This window comes from Crocosphaera sp. Alani8, assembly GCF_038442745.1.
Lineage (GTDB): Bacteria > Cyanobacteriota > Cyanobacteriia > Cyanobacteriales > Microcystaceae > Crocosphaera.
Genome location: NZ_JARVCN010000055.1, coordinates 24,421 through 40,449, shown reverse-complemented (window position 1 = coordinate 40,449; position 16,029 = coordinate 24,421). Strand labels below are relative to the sequence as shown.

The window sequence follows — 16,029 nt, the reverse complement described above, 5'->3', positions numbered from 1 at the left end:
ATGTTTGGCCTAAGTTTTCGCAGCGAGTGACCCCTGGCTTTTTGAGAAGATACTATATTCTTACATTTATTTCCAGCTCGATAGATCCAATCTTCTACTGGCTCTGTCATATAAACCCCTAGTGCATTGTAGTAAATCAGAAATGCTTCTAACATTTTTGGATTTACATCTGGAGCAAGAATAATCGATAAAGCAGGGTTATCATCAAACCGGTTACGAGCCACTTTAATTTTGTCTTCATATAATTCAGTTAGTGAAGACTTAGATAATGAATTCAGCATGGTTAGGTAGTTTGTTTTTCTATACTATTTATAAACAGAATGAAACTTTCGGTTAAACTGAGAGTAAACTCAAGGATGGAGTTGAACTTAGTAATTTTTGTTGAATAGCCTCAAATAACTCACGGAGACTGGGATCAATATTTCTGAGAATTTCTCTAGGTTTCATGAGAAATGGGATACGTTTACCGCGATAATCTATCATTGGCCCAATTTGATGAGTTTTAATACCATAAAGTTGATAGTGACGTGCTAAGGACTTTTCTATTAGACAAAATAATTTAAATCCCCAAAAGGCCGCCATACTAATGTATGCTCCATGAAGTCCCATAGAAATAAGCGGTACATTGTATTTTTTATCCTGAGTACAAAAATTTACGCCCGTAGCACATAAACTATTTTTTTGAGGTTTCCGAAATGTTTTCAGTATGGCTAGCCGTGATATTTCACAGTGGTTTTGTCTACATTTGATATCAAAATTGACACTCTTATTATATATTTTTTCAAAGGGAAATAATACTTGTGTTTTTTCTGAAGTGGGAAATATTAAACGAACGCAACCTACGTATTGTCCACTAGGTTTATGTTCTAACAAAAAGTGATAAGAACGATGATCATAAACATCCTGTTCTTTTTTATCAAGAAACTTATTTTTGGATTCATAGTTTAGTTCTTCACAATAAACTTGATAACGAATCTTATATATTTCTTGTTTTAGCTTATCTGTATGTGCAAATATAGGGGTAAAATGATTGAAAAAATGTTCTGTAACTCCTTCATATTTTCTATATTTTTTGACAATTAATTGATTACCCATTCTCTTATTTTGTCTATTTGAAATGTTTTTTTGACTTGTTTGCATAGTATCTTGATAAAATATTAAAAAAGAACCGTAATATCTCTGAAGTTAGCTACATTAAGTTTTGTAAAAAGGGTACAAACATTTAAGCTCTTTCCAGAAATACATACAACTATTTGACTGTTAAATGTAGCATAATGCCAAGATAACAATGAAATGTAAAATTTTTGTTAATATTAACTCAGATTCTTTTTTATTCCCTGTCAAAAGAAAAAAATATCCTTAAAAGGATATTTTTAGATAAAAATATATTTTCTCAGAGAGTTCATGAATCAAACTAAGAGGATTCATCAAGTCTCGACTTTAGATTATAGTTTAGAAATAAAATTATATGCAAAGAGCTAAGGATACTTTAATATCTAAACTACTATATTGTAGGTAAATGTTTTAAAATAGAACAATAATCTAGAAAAAATGTTTACTTCGGACAAATAAGCTGATTTATTCTCTATTTGTTAGTTTTTACATTATAAATTCTAAATTCTAAATTTTAGATCACCCCCTCCAACCTCCAAAAATAAGCTATGGTAGAACATAGAGATTTTGGCTTAGATTGTAACGATAAGTAACAAAAATCAACCATTGAGGAGGATTTATGCGTGCAGTGCTGATGGCTGGTGGATCAGGAACCCGACTACGTCCATTGACCTGCGATTTACCCAAACCAATGGTACCTATATTAAATCGCCCTATTGCAGAACATATAATTAATTTACTGAGGCGACATGACATAACAGAAATCATCGCCACCTTATACTATCTTCCCGATGTCATGCGGGATTATTTTCAAGATGGGAGAGAATTTGGAGTAGAAATAACCTATGCTGTGGAAGATGAACAACCGTTAGGCACTGCTGGTTGTGTAAAAAACGTGGAGTATCTTCTACAAAACACTTTTTTGGTCATTAGTGGGGACAGTATAGCCGATTTTGATCTACAAGCTGCGATCGCATTTCATCGTCAAAAAAAATCCAAAGCTACCCTCGTTCTTACCCACGTCCCTAACCCGATGGAATTTGGGGTGGTAATCACCGATAAAGACCAAAGAATTATCCGTTTCCTAGAAAAACCTTCTTCTAGCGAAATTTTCTCCGATACGGTTAACACTGGCACCTACATTTTAGAACCGGATGTCCTCAAGTATCTTCCCCTCAACCAAGAAAGTGACTTTTCCAAGGACTTATTCCCCCTTCTCCTGGAGAAAAACGAACCCATGTACGGTTACATTGCCGAGGGGTATTGGTGCGATGTAGGGAATTTAGACGCTTATCGCGAAGCTCAATACGACGCACTAGAAAAAAAAGTTGCCCTCAATTTTGCCTATAAAGAAGATTCTCCGGGTATCTGGTTGGGTCAAAATACTTACATTGACCCCTCTGCCAAAATTCAACCACCGGCACTGATTGGGGATAACTGTCGCATTGGTCCGGGGGTGATGATCGAACAGGGATGTGTGATGGGGGATAACGTCACTATTGGGGCAGCTTCCGACTTGAAACGGCCGATTATTTGGAATGGTGTTACCGTTGGGGATGAATCCTATTTAGCTGCCTGTGTCATCGCTAGGGGAACCCGTGTGGATCGTCGAGCGCAAGTGTTAGAAGGGGCAATTATTGGCCCATTATCCATTTTAGGGGAAGAAGCACAAATTAGTTCTAACGTTCGAGTTTGGCCTAGTAAACGCATCGAATCAGGAGCTATCTTGAACATTAACTTAATTTGGGGTAGCACCGCTAACCGTAATTTGTTTGGTCAACGGGGAGTTACAGGGTTAGCTAATGTGGATATTACCCCAGAATTTGCGGTAAAGTTAGGGGCAGCTTATGGATCAACCCTCAAAGCAGGATCTCAGGTGGTGATATCAAGGGATCAACGGGGATTTTCCCGTATGATTAGCCGTTCTTTGATTTCTGGGTTGATGTCCGTGGGAATCAGTATTCAGAACCTGGAAGCTACTGCTATTCCTATTTCCCGTACTATGACCCCACAATTAGGGGTATCTGGTGGGGTTCATTTGCGGGCCCATCCCGATCGCATGGATCATATTCTAATCGAATTTTTTGACGAGCAGGGGATCAACGTTACCAAGTCTCAAGAAAAGAAAATCGAAGGAGCTTATTTTAAGGAAGATTTACGACGAGTAGGTATTGCTGATATTGGCAGTATGTCATATCCGGCGCAAGTAATCGATACCTATCGTCAAACTTTTGAAACCCAATTGGATCTCGAACGCATTAGCAACAGCGACCCCAAAATTGTCATTGACTACGTTTATGGGGTGTCAGGGGCGATTTTACCGCAACTTCTGACTAAATTTGGTTGTGATGTCATTGTTCTCAATGCTAGTTTACGTCAAACCACGGTTGCATCGGAGGAAAGGGAGTCCCTACTAAATCAGTTGAGTCAAGTTGTTGAAGCAGTCAAAGCTAATTTGGGGGCGCAAGTTTCTGCTAATGGAGAACAATTTATTCTTGTGGATGAATCTGGTGTCCCCATACGGGGAGAATGGTTAACTGCTTTGATGGTTAATACTATTTTTACTGCTTATCCTCGCAGTACGGTGGTTGTACCGGTGGAAGCGTCTAGCGCAGTGGAGCAAATCGCTCGTCGTCACGATGGTAGGGTAATTCGGACTAAGTCCAATCCTACCTCTTTGATGGAAACTTCCCAAACTAATTGTAACGTCTCTCTGGGAGGAAGTGGGGACACTGGTTTTATCTTTCCCCAGTTACATCCAGGGTTTGATGCTATGTTCAGTTTAGCAAAACTGTTGGAAATGCTGGCTACTCAGGAGCGATCGCTGGTGGAAATTCAAGCAGAATTACCCCGTATTTGTCATAAATCCTATGTTCTGCGCTGTCCCTGGAAGATAAAAGGGTCTTTGATGCGTTATTTAGTAGAAATTCACCATCACGAACAATTAGAATTAATCGATGGGGTAAAAGTTATTAACCCTCAAAACGACAATTGGGTGCTGATTTTACCCGATGCGGGTGAACCTTTTGTACATATTGTAGCCAACAGCGATGACAGGGAATGGGTGGACACTAATCTTAGGGAATATCGTCGCAAAGTACAAAAGTTTATTGAACAAGAACAAGGGGATTTGATTAGTATGGTGTGATTCTTTATTAATAAGTAGTAGGGCATAAATAAAGCTGACTGTATAAATTTTTGTAAATATAGCTGTAACCCTACTCCTGCCCCCTGCCTCCTGCCCCCTGCCTCTTCTCAACTGTAACGTTTATTTTTGTCCAGGTACTTATCTCTTAAGTTGGTGGTTATTTGGGAAAAAATCATAAACTAAAATATAAAAACAGGGAATAATAAATAAGGTTAATAAAGTCGCTAAAGATAACCCCGAAAAAACAACAATCCCCAAAGGTTGTAAAAATTCTCCCCCTTCTCCTCCTCCTATTGCTAACGGTAACATCCCTAAAACTGTGGTAATAGTTGTCATCAAAATGGGGCGTAATCTTTGGGGTGCGGCTTGAATAATTGCTGTGCGGCGATCGCAACTTTTTTCTACTCTAATCTGATTAGCTAATTCTATCATCACAATAGCATTATTAACCACAATTCCTACTAATAGAATTGCCCCGACAACCACGGTTGCGCCAATAGCAGTTTGAGTGATATATAACCCAAAAATACCACCAGATAACGCTAAGGGAAGGGTTAACATAATTACCAAAGGATCAACTAAAGAATTGTATTGTACTGCCAGAAGAACAAAGACCAAAAAGGCAGCTAAAGCAGCTAAAATACGTAATGAACTTTGTAAATTTTTGCTAGTTTTTTCAGCAATACTAGGCAAAACTCTTACCCCTTCTGGCAATTCTATGTTATCTAAAATTGTCTTCATCTCTTCCAAAGCTGCTCCTAAATTTGCCCCTTCTGTTAAATCTCCTTCTATGATGAATACTTGACGCTGATTAATTCGTTGAATTTCGGCGGGTGCTTTTCCCTTGTAGATTTTAGCTACATCTCCTAAACGTATTTGACGATTTCTTTCTGTAAAAAGTGGAATATCCTTTAATTCAGAGGGACTATCAATAAAACTACCATTGAGTTGTACTCGAATATCTACGAGACGATTTTCTCTCTGTAAGCGAGTTGCAACTACACCTTGTATAGCAGTTTCTAGAGAATCTTCAATGTCGGCTATATTTAATCCAAAAGTAGCTAATCGTTCAAGATCAGGGCGAATTTGAATTTCAGGTTGACGAGGATCGCCATCGGGACTAAACTTAGCTAGGCTTGCATTTTCTCCTAATGCTTTTAATACAGTTTCTCCTGCTTTTTCTAGACTATTTTGGTTATTTCCTTGTAGAATTAGATCGATATCAGCCCGTCTAACGGGAGAGTTATTGAGAGTTAATCCTCTTACCCCATCAGGAAATAGTCGTAAGCGAATACCAACTAAATTTAATTTATTAAATTCTTGACTTACTTTCTCTATGTAAGCTTCTATATCAGTACCAGGTTTTAGAGTAATATTACCTGAACCTCGCAAAACATTCTCAGTAGTATTAGAACCAAATAAAAATCCCCCCGATGTACTAAAAATATACTTGGTTTCTGGTTGTTTTAGTAAGATACCTTCTGTTATTTTAATTACTTTACGATTAGTTTCCAAAGAGGTATTAGGAGGAAATTGAGCAAAGAACCTTACTTGCCCTGTATTAATTCTTGGCAAAATTTCTTGAGGTATTTGTTGAGCTAAATTTAAACTACTTCCTCCTAGAATAAGAAAAGAAATAATAATAACTATCCAACGCAGTTTAATAAGTTTAAGAAGAAACCATTGATAACCTTTAGTAAGTTGCTGAAAAGCTCTATTAAACCAATACAAAGGCCAAAATTTATGTAATCCACTAGACCAACGGATAGATAATAACCTTGAGGCTAACATCGGCACAATAGTTAAGGCAACTAAAATTGAAGTAGCTACAGCAAAACTAATAGTTAAAATTAGTTCGTTAAACAATAATGATATAAAACCTCCAATCATTAAAAAAGGTATGATAGCTACTAAATTAGTGCTAGTGGAGGCAATCAAAGCTGATTCTACAGTCTGACTGCTACTAATTGATTGTTTAATTAAATCCCCTGATTTTAAAGAACTTTTACTTTTTTTACCTGGAATAACTCCAACTCCATCTGCAACAGTTTCGAGCATTACAATAGAATTATCCCCCACAATTCCTACCCCCAAAGCTAATCCTCCTAAACTAAAAATATTTAGAGATAGATTAAATATTTTCATTAAAATAATTGCTCCTAAAGTAGCGAGAGGAATAGCAACAATAACAATAAAAGTTTGACGTAGTGAACCCAAAAACAAGAGGACTGCAAATGCAGCAAGTGCTGTCCCTATTAAACCAGAATTAATTACGTTTTGGATAGAATTTTCAATAAAAACAGACTCATCTAAGGTGGCAACCAAAGTCATATCTTTGCTGATAATATTACTGTCTGTTAAATTTTTGATTTTCTCTTTCACTGCATTTATAACTTGAATAGTGTTAGCATCTGGTTGTTTTTGAATACTGAATTTAACCGCAGGAGTTCCATTTAAAGATACAAAAATTCTTTGGTCTTCTGTACCGTCAATTACCTCAGCAAAATCTTGTAGATAAACCCGTTGAGATAAATTATTAATTCCATTATTATTAACTGTAAAAGGAAGATTACGAAGTTCTTCTGCTGTTTTAAAACGTCCTACTGCACGGGTTAAAGGTTCTTCATTTTTTCCTAATAAACGACCACCAGCTACATCTTGATTTCTTACATCTAACTCATCTAAAACATCCCGTAAACCTACTCCTAAAGCTTGCAGCCGATTCAAATCAATATTAACTCTAACTTCTTCTTCAACACCTCCCGAAACATCCACAGAAGCAACACCAGGAATAATGCTTATTTCTCTAGCTAATTCTTCTTCTGCAAACACCCTTAAATCCACATCTTTTTTAATAGATGAAGTTAAAGCAAATTCATACACTGGTAACTGAGATGGTTCATATTTAAATAGACGAGGTGGTTCTAAATTATTGGGTAAATTATTACTAGCACGATTTAAGGCTGCTGTAGCATCATTTAATGACTGATCGATGTCTCCACCTACCTTAAAATATAGGTCTAATCTAACGCGATTCTCGCGGGTTTGAGAATAAACTAATTCTACTCCTTCCGTTGCTGATAAGGCTTGTTCAAGGGGCCTAGTTATTTCATCGACGGCAACTTCTGGGGCAATACCTGGAGTTTCTATACGAACACCAATACGAGGATAAGTAATAGAAGGAAGTAAGTCAACCTGGATAGTCGTAACGAAAAAAATACCTACTACAACCACGGCTAAAGTTAGCATTAATGTGCCGATATGTTGACGAATAGCTAACCCACTAACACCCAAGCGAGACGGTTTAAAGTCAGAAGTCATGAGAAAAAAGTTAAAGAAAATTAATCTTTCTTAAAGATTAGCACGGCAATGTCGACATTAGTTAAATGGATTAAAATTCAAGCTAGAAAATCAATAAACCTGAGTTCGGTGTAATGAATTTAGTATGACTTCTTATTTTTTTCGTTACTAATAATTATTTTAGTCTGCCCGATCGCAAAATACTAATAATTAACCAAACCCCTAATAAGCTGGCTGCGGCAAACAAAACACTACTAATGACAGATAATTCTTGTGTGGATGAACCAGTAGAAATAATGGCGGCACCCATAATCAACGAACCCAAAACAATGCTAAAAGAAAGACGATTTGCTGAAGAATCAACACTCCGTCTTAAGGGTTCTAATTCTCGTAATCTTAGATTCCATTGTAAGGTTTCTGAAGACAATCTATCTAATAATATATCGATTTGTCGCGGTGTTTTTAAATAAATAGATTTTAGGTCTAAAACCGTTCTTAAACTGGTTTGTAATGGGGTATCTCCAATTAATTGATGACGGAATAAATCAGTCATTAAAGGTTTAATTTCGTCAAATAAATTAATTTCAGGATTGAACTGTCTAGCCGCCCCTTCCAAATTAGCTAAACATTTAGCATAAAGACCTAAATTTCCAGGAACCTTTAACTTATTTTTACGAGCAATTTGCAATATTTCATAAACAACCTCACTAAAATTAAACTGAGACAAACTCAAATCATAGTATTTTCGTAGGATTTGTTCATAATCATTACGCAATATTTCTAGACTTTCTGCCTTTCCTCCCTGAGACAATTCAATAGTTAATTGAGTACAACCTTGGGCATCTAAATCAAAAATTGCCAGCAATAATTCTGTTAATATTTGTTGGGTTCTGGGGTCAAGTTTTCCCACCATACCACAATCGATAATAGCAATTTTTCCATTATCTAAATAAAAGATATTACCTGGATGGGGATCGGCGTGAAAAAAGCCATCTAAATATAATTGCTGAAAAAACGCCCTAAATAATAAAGTAGTAATTTCTTGTTTTCTTACCTCAATAGATTTACTGCTTTCAGGAATACTTAAATCAGCGTCTAAGATGGGTTTTCCATTTAACCATTCTAATACTAAAATTTTCTCGCTTGTGACCTCCCAATACACTTTAGGAATAACTAATTGTTCTGGTTCAAACCAGCGACTCTCAGATAAATTTTGTCTAATTTTATCAGTATAACTGGCTTCTTTAGTAAAATTTAATTCTGCTTTAATTGCTTGAGAAAATTCATCAGCTAGTTCAACAACATCGTAATTTTGTCCAAATTCTGTTAGAGAAACTAACTCAGCAATTCCTTTAATTAAACTAATGTCTTGCTCAACAATTTTATCAATACCTGGCCGCTGTACTTTAATAGCAACTTCTTCCCCAGTTTTTAAAGTTGCTCGGTGGATTTGTCCGATAGAACCGGCAGCAATAGGTTGTTGATTAATATTACTAAAAACTGATTCTATGGGTTGTCTTAATTCCTGCCGTAGTAACCTTTCAATTGCTTCCCAAGATACAGGAGGAACGTTAGCTTGTAAGGCGGTTAATGCTTTGATATAGTTAGGCGGTAAAATATCTGGACGAGTGCTGAGAATTTGTCCTAATTTAACATAAAAAGGACCCAATTCTACTAAAATATTTCGGAGAACTTCTGGAGGTGGTACTTGGGGATCTTCTGCTTTTCTGCCTGTTAATAAACCCCGCATATAATCCCAACCGTTACTAAGGACAACCTCGATAATTTCTCTTTGACGGGTACTTGTTTGTGTTAAGGAAAACATAGAATAATTCTTTTTAGTTAATGCTGACAGAGTTTAATAATGATTGTGATTATTACACAGCTTATTATTTGAATGAAAAACAAAAAAATATAACATGGGCTTAATAGTATTAAGCCCTCAATGATAATCACCTATAATATAACTAACAATGTTCTTCAAAGTTGTATTGGTGATTACATCCTGTCAAAGTAAATTATCTAATTGAGAGTCTTTTTGTATTTCTTTCAGAAGCTTTTTAATATCTTGAGTGCGATTTTTATTAACCACAAGAGTGACATTTTTATCCCGAACTATCACTACATCTTCTAAGCCAATAGTAGCGATAACTTCTTGGTCATTGCTGTTATAAATAATTGCTCCTTTGCTATCTAAAGTAATATGATTTCCTATTTCCACATTATCCCCATCCGTATCAATTAATCTTTCTAAAGAATTCCAGTCTCCTAAATCATCCCAACCAAAATTAGCCGGTAAAACATAAGTTAATTCTGTCTTTTCCATTAGAGCATAATCGATGCTCATTTTTTCCAATTCTTCGTAGGCAGCTTGTCCTTTATCTTGTAGCGGTTTTAAAACTTGGGGGGCGTGTTTTTCTAACTCTTCTAGTACCACACCAGCACGAAAAATAAACATTCCACTATTCCAGCTAAACTTGCCTGTTTCTAGAAAAGATTGAGCCGTTTCTAAATCAGGTTTTTCTGTAAAACGATTGACCTTATAAACAGGTAAATTGTCAAAATTGTGACTCAAATTTCCCTGTTCAATGTAACCGTAACCCGTAGAAGGATAAGCGGCTTTGATTCCTAATGTAACGATCGCTTTTTCTGTAACAGCTAACTGAGAAGCCGCTTTTAGAGTTGTTTCAAATTCATCAGTATTTTTGATCCAATGATCCGCCGGAAAAAAGCCAATGACAGCATCTTCTCCATAACGTTTTGCTATTTCTAATGTAGTCCAGGCCACTGCGGGGGCAGTATCTTTTCCTTGAGGTTCCACCAAGAGGTTGCTATCTGGTAGATTAGGTAATTGTTCCCTAACACCATCAGCAATGGGTCCGGCAGTAATCACCCAAAGATTGTCCCAGTGGTTCGCTAGGGGTAAAAGACGATCTGCTGTTGCTTGTAAGAGACTTTTCCCGCTACCATCCAAACATAAAAATTGTTTTGGACGTTGACGACGGGATAAAGGCCAAAAGCGTTCTCCTTTACCACCAGCAAGGATCACAGGAATCAAAGGTTGAGTCATATTTCTTTTGATCAATCAGGTTTTGACATGATTGTATCCTGTTTAGAGAACCTCTTTTGAGTCTGGAGAATTTTTTTCTGTTACGGAGGTGGGAAAATGACTTTCCGTTTCCGAAATAGGTAATACTACCCACAACCCAGTCTTTGGGTCACGATAGGTACGAAAAGGGTTTGGTTCAAGGGGTTGTTCAGACGCTTTAGCCATAATATCGTCACTAATAACCAATCTTATTTCAATTATAAGTCTAAGAAAGAATACGTAAAGTGACCGAAATATTCCCAGTATCGTGATTTTGATCACACCCTCAACTTATCCAAGATTTCACATAGGTTAACCGAGATATTTCTGATAATTTCTGTCAAGGAAATGTAAAGTCGGTGTTAGGAGTTCGGAGTTATACTCACATCTTGCACCTTCGATAAAACTGGCTAGTTTGTAAGCGTTCAGCTATCAGCCATCAGCTATCAGTTGAAACATATCAATCTCTATCTTACTTATGCTGTGATTGAGATTAAACATAAGCTTAACGCTTTCAGCTAAGAGATGAAAGCCGAACGCTGACTGCTGAGTGCTTACTAATTTAAGTTTTTATGTACTGGTGCAAGATGTCAGTTATAGCAATTTTCATTTGCATAGATTACAAATTCAGAGAAAAATAAGTTAGCAGAAAAAATGATTCAAAAAATGCGAAAATAACTTTAGTTCGTCAGGTTCTTGATAATCAGAAGGCAATAACTCCATTAATGCTTCTTCTAAAGTTGCTAATGCTGTATCTATATCTTGTCGTTTGGGGTGTTTAACTTGAGGGAATGATAACGGTTCTCCAAAACGAAGGGTTAAAGTTTTACGAAAATATAGATTTTTTGTTCCTATCAAAGCGACAGGAACCACAGGGACTCCACTGCGTAACGCATAGATAGCGGTTCCTCGTTTTAAAGGAACGCTTAACTTTCCTTCCGTTTTTCCGAGACGGCCTTCTGGAAACAGCATTAACCCTTGTCTTTGTTCCAAAATGACCTGAACAGTTTTATTAATTTGACGTAAAATCTTAATAGACTCCCCAGAGGGTACATTTTCCTCGATCGCATCTGCTAGAGGTTTTAATTCCTGATTTTCTCCTTTAGCAGCCTCGATAATAGCGGTTTCTTCACCCCAACGACGAACTAAGGGAATGACCCCGCCAAAAATACCTAAAATTGAGCGTTTCCACCACTTATTATAGAGGGTACGAGCATCCCCTAAAATGTGAAAATAGGGAGATGCTGAGGTCTCCGATAACAGCAAAAAAGGGTCGATATGGTTGAGGTGGTTGGCCACCAAAATAACCGGACTGTGGGGAGTCCTTTCGGGGTATTCCACTCGAACCCGAAACAGACTGTGGATCAGCGATCGCAATATTAAGCGACGCAAATGACCATTCATGGGTCTTTGAAATGTCCCCTCAGCCACGGTTTCTAGCTCATTTAAACCCTGTTGAATAGCTTGTTTAATCTGGGGGTTTTGGGCATCGCATAAGCCTTCTTTTGCCCGTTGAATAGTGTTTGGTGTGATGGGGCCGTGAGTGTTGGGAGATTCTAAAGATATTGACATGATGGCAACTAGAACACTTTAATTATTTTCTCTAGTGATGCAATGATTAGGGGTCACCATGAGGCCAGTTTGTTGAATGCTACAAACTAAATAGGTCAAAAATATCCTAGTTAGGATTGCAGGGGAGCAGGGAGATCGGAGCAGGGGAGATAGAAAATAACAATTAAAAATATAGAAAAATCCTAACTATAATACTAATTATTATGGTTAGGATATTAGGGAGATTTTTTGTTTCTCGAAATTACAATTCAAGGATGAACTATTAACTATTTAACAGTTGAGCAAGGTTTTTCCTCATGACTACGGGGACAAGTTTCTAAATCCTCTGTTACGGGATTGTCTGGATTTAGACCTATCCAAGCATCAATTTTTTCAGGATCAAAACCCACTCTATAAATTCCATCCACATAAATCAGAGGACGACGAATTAACAGAGGATCAGCTATCATCAATTCTAGTGCTTTTTCCTCGCTTAAATTATCAGGAATCACCTCACCCGATTTAATTTTAGGTGCGCTAGGATTAAACCACAAATTAACGGGTAAATCTCCAAAAAATGGGCGTAAAGTTTCAGGAGTCCAGGTTTCAGTTAAAAGACTTTTTGCTTCTAAATTATGACCCGCAGCTAATAGCAAGGTTTTTTGTTTGGTATTGTTACCGCAGCCTGGTTTTTCGTAAAAAGTAACATTAGCCATTATTTTTTTCCAGAAGTAAGATAGTGTTCTTCGAGTAGATCTGCAATGTTTTTCGGGTTAGGTTTACTGTGTTTAGATTTCCCCGGCATTAAAATCATATTAGGAGCTTTTCCACAGCGTTTCTGGCAACTAGTTTTCTCGATAGTTACCTGCTTTTCTAGCCCTAAATTGGAAATAGTTTTTTCCAGAACACGATGCAGTTCTTTTCCTCCTCTTTTTGCACAATCAGATTTGTTGCAGAGTAGAATTTTACCTTTTTTTGCACAAGCTTTCTCTTTAGTCTTACCCATAGTATTAGTCTCCTGTTCTGGATTACATTTTAAGTCACAACTTAGGCGTTCAATTTCGTAAGCTTTCAATTTTAACTTAGTAAACCTTTCCTTCTTAAACTCCTGTTCTCCTGTAATTGAAATCCAATCCCCAGGTAATAGATTAAGAGCATTAGTATCTCGTAAACTTTTATCGATTTTAATCCTTAATTCTCTTTCTCCAACTGCTAGAATTAAAGATTTTGATTGACCGTTAGACTTATAAATAAAGCCCACAAACTTACCTTGTAATTGAAAGGTAGTCGTTTCCCTAGAATGAATTGAACTCATGACAGCTTTCGTGGAAGGATGGAGGAAATATCGGTTACCAGTTGTCAGTTATCAGTTATCAGTTAACAGTGATTGTCACTGTGGACTGAAAAAAATGACCATTTTTTTTAAAGTGATGAGAGATTTTCTCAACTAAAATGAGAATAAAGTTTGCGTCAAGTTTAGTGGGAGAACCAAACCTTACTCAAATTATAAATTCTCTCAATAAGCAAGAAAAATGGCAGAAAAAACTCGAAGAAAGGGGCTTAATTCAGTTTCAGTTAGATTGATTAGTCACCCATAACTGTTCACTCTTCACTGTTTAATTAAGCCCGATAAAAACTGGAGGAAGACTAAAGACGTTTTGCCTCTAAGGTTTGAGGTAAAGTAGTTTCATCGGTAAGTTCAGGAAATTTTAATTTCCAACCGTTGGCCAAAGTGAGAATTTTACCATTTCCTTCAACGGTTTCTTCCACTACTAATTCTTCCAAATCCTTTTTGGGAACATAAACGGATAAATTTCCTTGATCGTTGCTGCTTAACATAACTTTCATGGCAAAACTCCTGAAATAGTTGATAGTTGATAGTTGATAGTTGATAGTTGATAGTTTTTAACTATTAACTAAACCTGGGACTCTTGTAGAGAGGTTTCTACAATTTCTTCATCATCGGTATCATCCACAAAAGGTTCATCCATAGAAACTAATTCCTTGCGACGACACCCAACAACATAACCATTTTCCAGGAAATGAACCGCATAAATGTAGTAACTTTGAAGATAGGTACCAATACCAACAACGTAGCCCACATCGCCTTTTTTAGCTAAGGTTTCGCCTATTTCTTTCCCAGGAAATGTCCCATCGTTGCGGATCATTTTCCGAAGACGAACCTTTTGCTCCATTTCAAAAACTGGTGGATCATTGAGTTCAATTTCACCTGAATTATACAATCCCATGAGACATACTCCTATTGGATACAACATCAAGCAACTCCTCATCGGTCAAACTGCGCTTCATCTCTACCGATAAACGACGCACTGAGTCTAACACCATCTGGGACTCTTCATGGTTTAAACGAATACCATGTTGACTTAGGACATTAGTAAGTAGATGTCGTCCCGAATGTTTGCCTACCACTAAACGGCGTTTCCAACCCACCTCATCAGGGGAAAAGGGTTCGTAGGTTTGGGGGTTTTCTAGGACACCGTGAGCATGAATACCGGACTCGTGGGCAAAGACATTATCTCCAACGATCGCTTTCCAAGGGGGAAGGGCAATACCGGACGCTTCGATCACCAGTTGGGATAATTCTCTTAAACGAGAGGTTTCTAAGTTTAAGTTGACCTGATAAAGCCTTTTCAGAGCCATAATCATCTCTTCTAAGGCTGCATTACCAGCCCTTTCTCCCAACCCATTGACGGTGGTGTTGACTGCCGTTGCCCCTGCTTGCAACCCTGCTAAGGCGTTAGCTGTGGCTAAACCAAAGTCGTTGTGGGTGTGCATTTCCACGGGGATTTTAATGGACTTAACCAATTTTGCCACTTTTTGGGCCGTGGTTGAAGGCTCAAGAATCCCTACCGTGTCACAAAAACGGAAACGGGATGCCCCTAATGACTCGGCAAACTGAGCTATGTCGATTAAAAAAGACTCAGTAGCTCTAGAAGCGTCTTCGGCCCCCACAGAAACGAATAAACCCTTATCTACAGCAAAATTAAGACTATCTTTTAACCTCTCCCAAACAAGATTAGTTTTTCCTTTAAATTTCGCTTTAATTTGAATTTCAGAGACAGGGACAGATATATGAACCCGTTTTAAGCCACAGGCAATTGATGCCTCTATGTCGGAACGAACCGCACGATTCCAGCCTAAAAGATCTGCTTTTAAACCTTTTTGGACAATGGTGGTAATGGCTTCTGCTTCTGAGCCTCCCATAGCGGGAATGCCTACTTCTAACTCAGGAATACCAATGGCATCCATCAACGAAGCGATCGCTACTTTTTCGGCAGCACTAAAAACAATACCGGCTGCTTGCTCCCCATCCCGTAGGGTTGTATCATTGATATGGATGTGATTCATAGCTCGACGTGAGTTCGGTGTTTAGTATTACGATTTCTTAGAGGAAAGAAATACGGTTGCAGACTCCTACTTGGACTGGGTTATCTACAATATCCCTTGTGTTGAACTTCGGTGTAGCTCAATATTCCTCTCATTAACCGAAAATTAGGGGAATTGAAACTGAATTTGAGCATCTAGCCAATCCCAAATCCGTTGTAATTCTCCTAACGAGATTAAACCGTATTGCCAAAGCAGCATGGGAATGGGATCGCCGGGTTGTCGTTGATTGTTGATGACCACTGCTAGATCGTCTCTCGACAAGGCCATCTCTTGTTGTAAAAATTGACTGAATTCCGTAGAAATCGAATTGTTTTCCATGACAGCACTGAGAAGATCAGTTATCAACATTGATAGAAGGCAGGAGGCAAAAGGCAGAAAGCAGGAGGGAAATTTACTTTTTCACGCTTGTTTGTTTCAAGAC

The 16,029-nt window shown here is 37.6% G+C and carries 14 protein-coding genes; 1 reads left to right on the top strand and 13 read right to left on the bottom strand.

Annotated elements, in window-relative coordinates; genetic code table 11:
- Together P9B04_RS04495 and P9B04_RS04490 are read right to left on the bottom strand one after the other, a co-directional pair.
- Nucleotides 1-281: hypothetical protein (locus tag P9B04_RS04495; RefSeq protein WP_342053802.1), on the bottom strand; the 281-nt coding region annotated here is incomplete at its 3' end.
- Between the two features lie 52 nt (nt 282-333).
- Entirely contained in the window at nt 334-1,140 is an 807-nt protein-coding gene (locus tag P9B04_RS04490; protein WP_342053801.1) for a PEP-CTERM/exosortase system-associated acyltransferase, read from the bottom strand.
- A gap of 592 nt (nt 1,141-1,732) precedes the next feature.
- Here P9B04_RS04490 and P9B04_RS04485 point away from each other — a divergent pair.
- Nucleotides 1,733-4,261 (top strand): mannose-1-phosphate guanyltransferase, encoded by a 2,529-nt coding sequence (locus P9B04_RS04485; RefSeq protein WP_342053800.1) that lies wholly within the window; start codon nt 1,733-1,735, stop codon nt 4,259-4,261.
- A gap of 138 nt (nt 4,262-4,399) precedes the next feature.
- Here P9B04_RS04485 and P9B04_RS04480 read toward each other — a convergent pair whose 3' ends face one another.
- From P9B04_RS04480 to P9B04_RS04430, 11 genes are all read right to left on the bottom strand, one after another.
- Nucleotides 4,400-7,582 carry an efflux RND transporter permease subunit gene (locus P9B04_RS04480; protein ID WP_342053799.1) on the bottom strand — a complete coding sequence of 1,061 codons (3,183 nt, stop codon included), beginning with the start codon at nt 7,580-7,582 and terminating at the stop codon, nt 4,400-4,402.
- Nucleotides 7,583-7,736: 154 nt separating this feature from the next.
- Nucleotides 7,737-9,386 (bottom strand): ABC1 kinase family protein, encoded by a 1,650-nt coding sequence (locus P9B04_RS04475; protein WP_342053798.1) that lies wholly within the window; start codon nt 9,384-9,386, stop codon nt 7,737-7,739.
- A 183-nt stretch (nt 9,387-9,569) separates the two neighbouring features.
- A complete protein-coding gene (locus tag P9B04_RS04470) occupies nt 9,570-10,631 on the bottom strand; it encodes a mannose-1-phosphate guanylyltransferase (protein WP_342053797.1) in 1,062 nt (353 codons plus the stop codon).
- A 42-nt stretch (nt 10,632-10,673) separates the two neighbouring features.
- Nucleotides 10,674-10,835 (bottom strand): hypothetical protein, encoded by a 162-nt coding sequence (locus tag P9B04_RS04465; RefSeq protein ID WP_342053796.1) that lies wholly within the window; start codon nt 10,833-10,835, stop codon nt 10,674-10,676.
- A 456-nt stretch (nt 10,836-11,291) separates the two neighbouring features.
- A complete protein-coding gene (locus P9B04_RS04460) occupies nt 11,292-12,221 on the bottom strand; it encodes a lysophospholipid acyltransferase family protein (RefSeq protein WP_342053795.1) in 930 nt (309 codons plus the stop codon).
- 266 nt (nt 12,222-12,487) lie between these two features.
- Complete coding sequence (locus tag P9B04_RS04455) at nt 12,488-12,916, bottom strand: ArsC/Spx/MgsR family protein (RefSeq protein WP_342053794.1); 429 nt, start codon at nt 12,914-12,916, stop codon at nt 12,488-12,490.
- Nucleotides 12,916-13,515 carry a (2Fe-2S) ferredoxin domain-containing protein gene (locus P9B04_RS04450; RefSeq protein WP_342053793.1) on the bottom strand — a complete coding sequence of 200 codons (600 nt, stop codon included), beginning with the start codon at nt 13,513-13,515 and terminating at the stop codon, nt 12,916-12,918. The genes P9B04_RS04455 and P9B04_RS04450 overlap by 1 nt, the downstream gene beginning before the upstream one ends.
- Before the next feature lie 332 nt (nt 13,516-13,847).
- Entirely contained in the window at nt 13,848-14,048 is a 201-nt protein-coding gene (gene nifT, locus P9B04_RS04445) for a putative nitrogen fixation protein NifT (RefSeq protein WP_342053792.1), read from the bottom strand.
- A 68-nt stretch (nt 14,049-14,116) separates the two neighbouring features.
- Nucleotides 14,117-14,449 carry a nitrogen fixation protein NifZ gene (locus P9B04_RS04440; protein ID WP_342053791.1) on the bottom strand — a complete coding sequence of 111 codons (333 nt, stop codon included), beginning with the start codon at nt 14,447-14,449 and terminating at the stop codon, nt 14,117-14,119.
- Nucleotides 14,436-15,569, bottom strand: a complete 1,134-nt coding sequence (nifV, locus tag P9B04_RS04435) for a homocitrate synthase (protein ID WP_342053790.1) — start codon at nt 15,567-15,569, stop codon at nt 14,436-14,438. Before nifV ends, P9B04_RS04440 begins: the two co-directional genes overlap by 14 nt.
- A 144-nt stretch (nt 15,570-15,713) precedes the next feature.
- The gene (locus P9B04_RS04430) at nt 15,714-15,926 is read right to left on the bottom strand and encodes a DUF2949 domain-containing protein (RefSeq protein WP_342053789.1); all 213 of its coding nucleotides are present in this window, start codon (nt 15,924-15,926) and stop codon (nt 15,714-15,716) included.
- Nucleotides 15,927-16,029 lie beyond the last annotated feature (103 nt).

Coding starts and splice junctions, on each gene's coding strand:
- P9B04_RS04490 (WP_342053801.1), bottom strand. CDS start 1,140: ATGCAAACAAGTCAAAAAAACATTTCAAATAGACAAAATAAGAGAATG.
- P9B04_RS04485 (WP_342053800.1), top strand. CDS start 1,733: ATGCGTGCAGTGCTGATGGCTGGTGGATCAGGAACCCGACTACGTCCA.
- P9B04_RS04480 (WP_342053799.1), bottom strand. CDS start 7,582: ATGACTTCTGACTTTAAACCGTCTCGCTTGGGTGTTAGTGGGTTAGCT.
- P9B04_RS04475 (WP_342053798.1), bottom strand. CDS start 9,386: ATGTTTTCCTTAACACAAACAAGTACCCGTCAAAGAGAAATTATCGAG.
- P9B04_RS04470 (WP_342053797.1), bottom strand. CDS start 10,631: ATGACTCAACCTTTGATTCCTGTGATCCTTGCTGGTGGTAAAGGAGAA.
- P9B04_RS04465 (WP_342053796.1), bottom strand. CDS start 10,835: ATGGCTAAAGCGTCTGAACAACCCCTTGAACCAAACCCTTTTCGTACC.
- P9B04_RS04460 (WP_342053795.1), bottom strand. CDS start 12,221: ATGTCAATATCTTTAGAATCTCCCAACACTCACGGCCCCATCACACCA.
- P9B04_RS04455 (WP_342053794.1), bottom strand. CDS start 12,916: ATGGCTAATGTTACTTTTTACGAAAAACCAGGCTGCGGTAACAATACC.
- P9B04_RS04450 (WP_342053793.1), bottom strand. CDS start 13,515: ATGAGTTCAATTCATTCTAGGGAAACGACTACCTTTCAATTACAAGGT.
- nifT (WP_342053792.1), bottom strand. CDS start 14,048: ATGAAAGTTATGTTAAGCAGCAACGATCAAGGAAATTTATCCGTTTAT.
- P9B04_RS04440 (WP_342053791.1), bottom strand. CDS start 14,449: ATGGGATTGTATAATTCAGGTGAAATTGAACTCAATGATCCACCAGTT.
- nifV (WP_342053790.1), bottom strand. CDS start 15,569: ATGAATCACATCCATATCAATGATACAACCCTACGGGATGGGGAGCAA.
- P9B04_RS04430 (WP_342053789.1), bottom strand. CDS start 15,926: ATGGAAAACAATTCGATTTCTACGGAATTCAGTCAATTTTTACAACAA.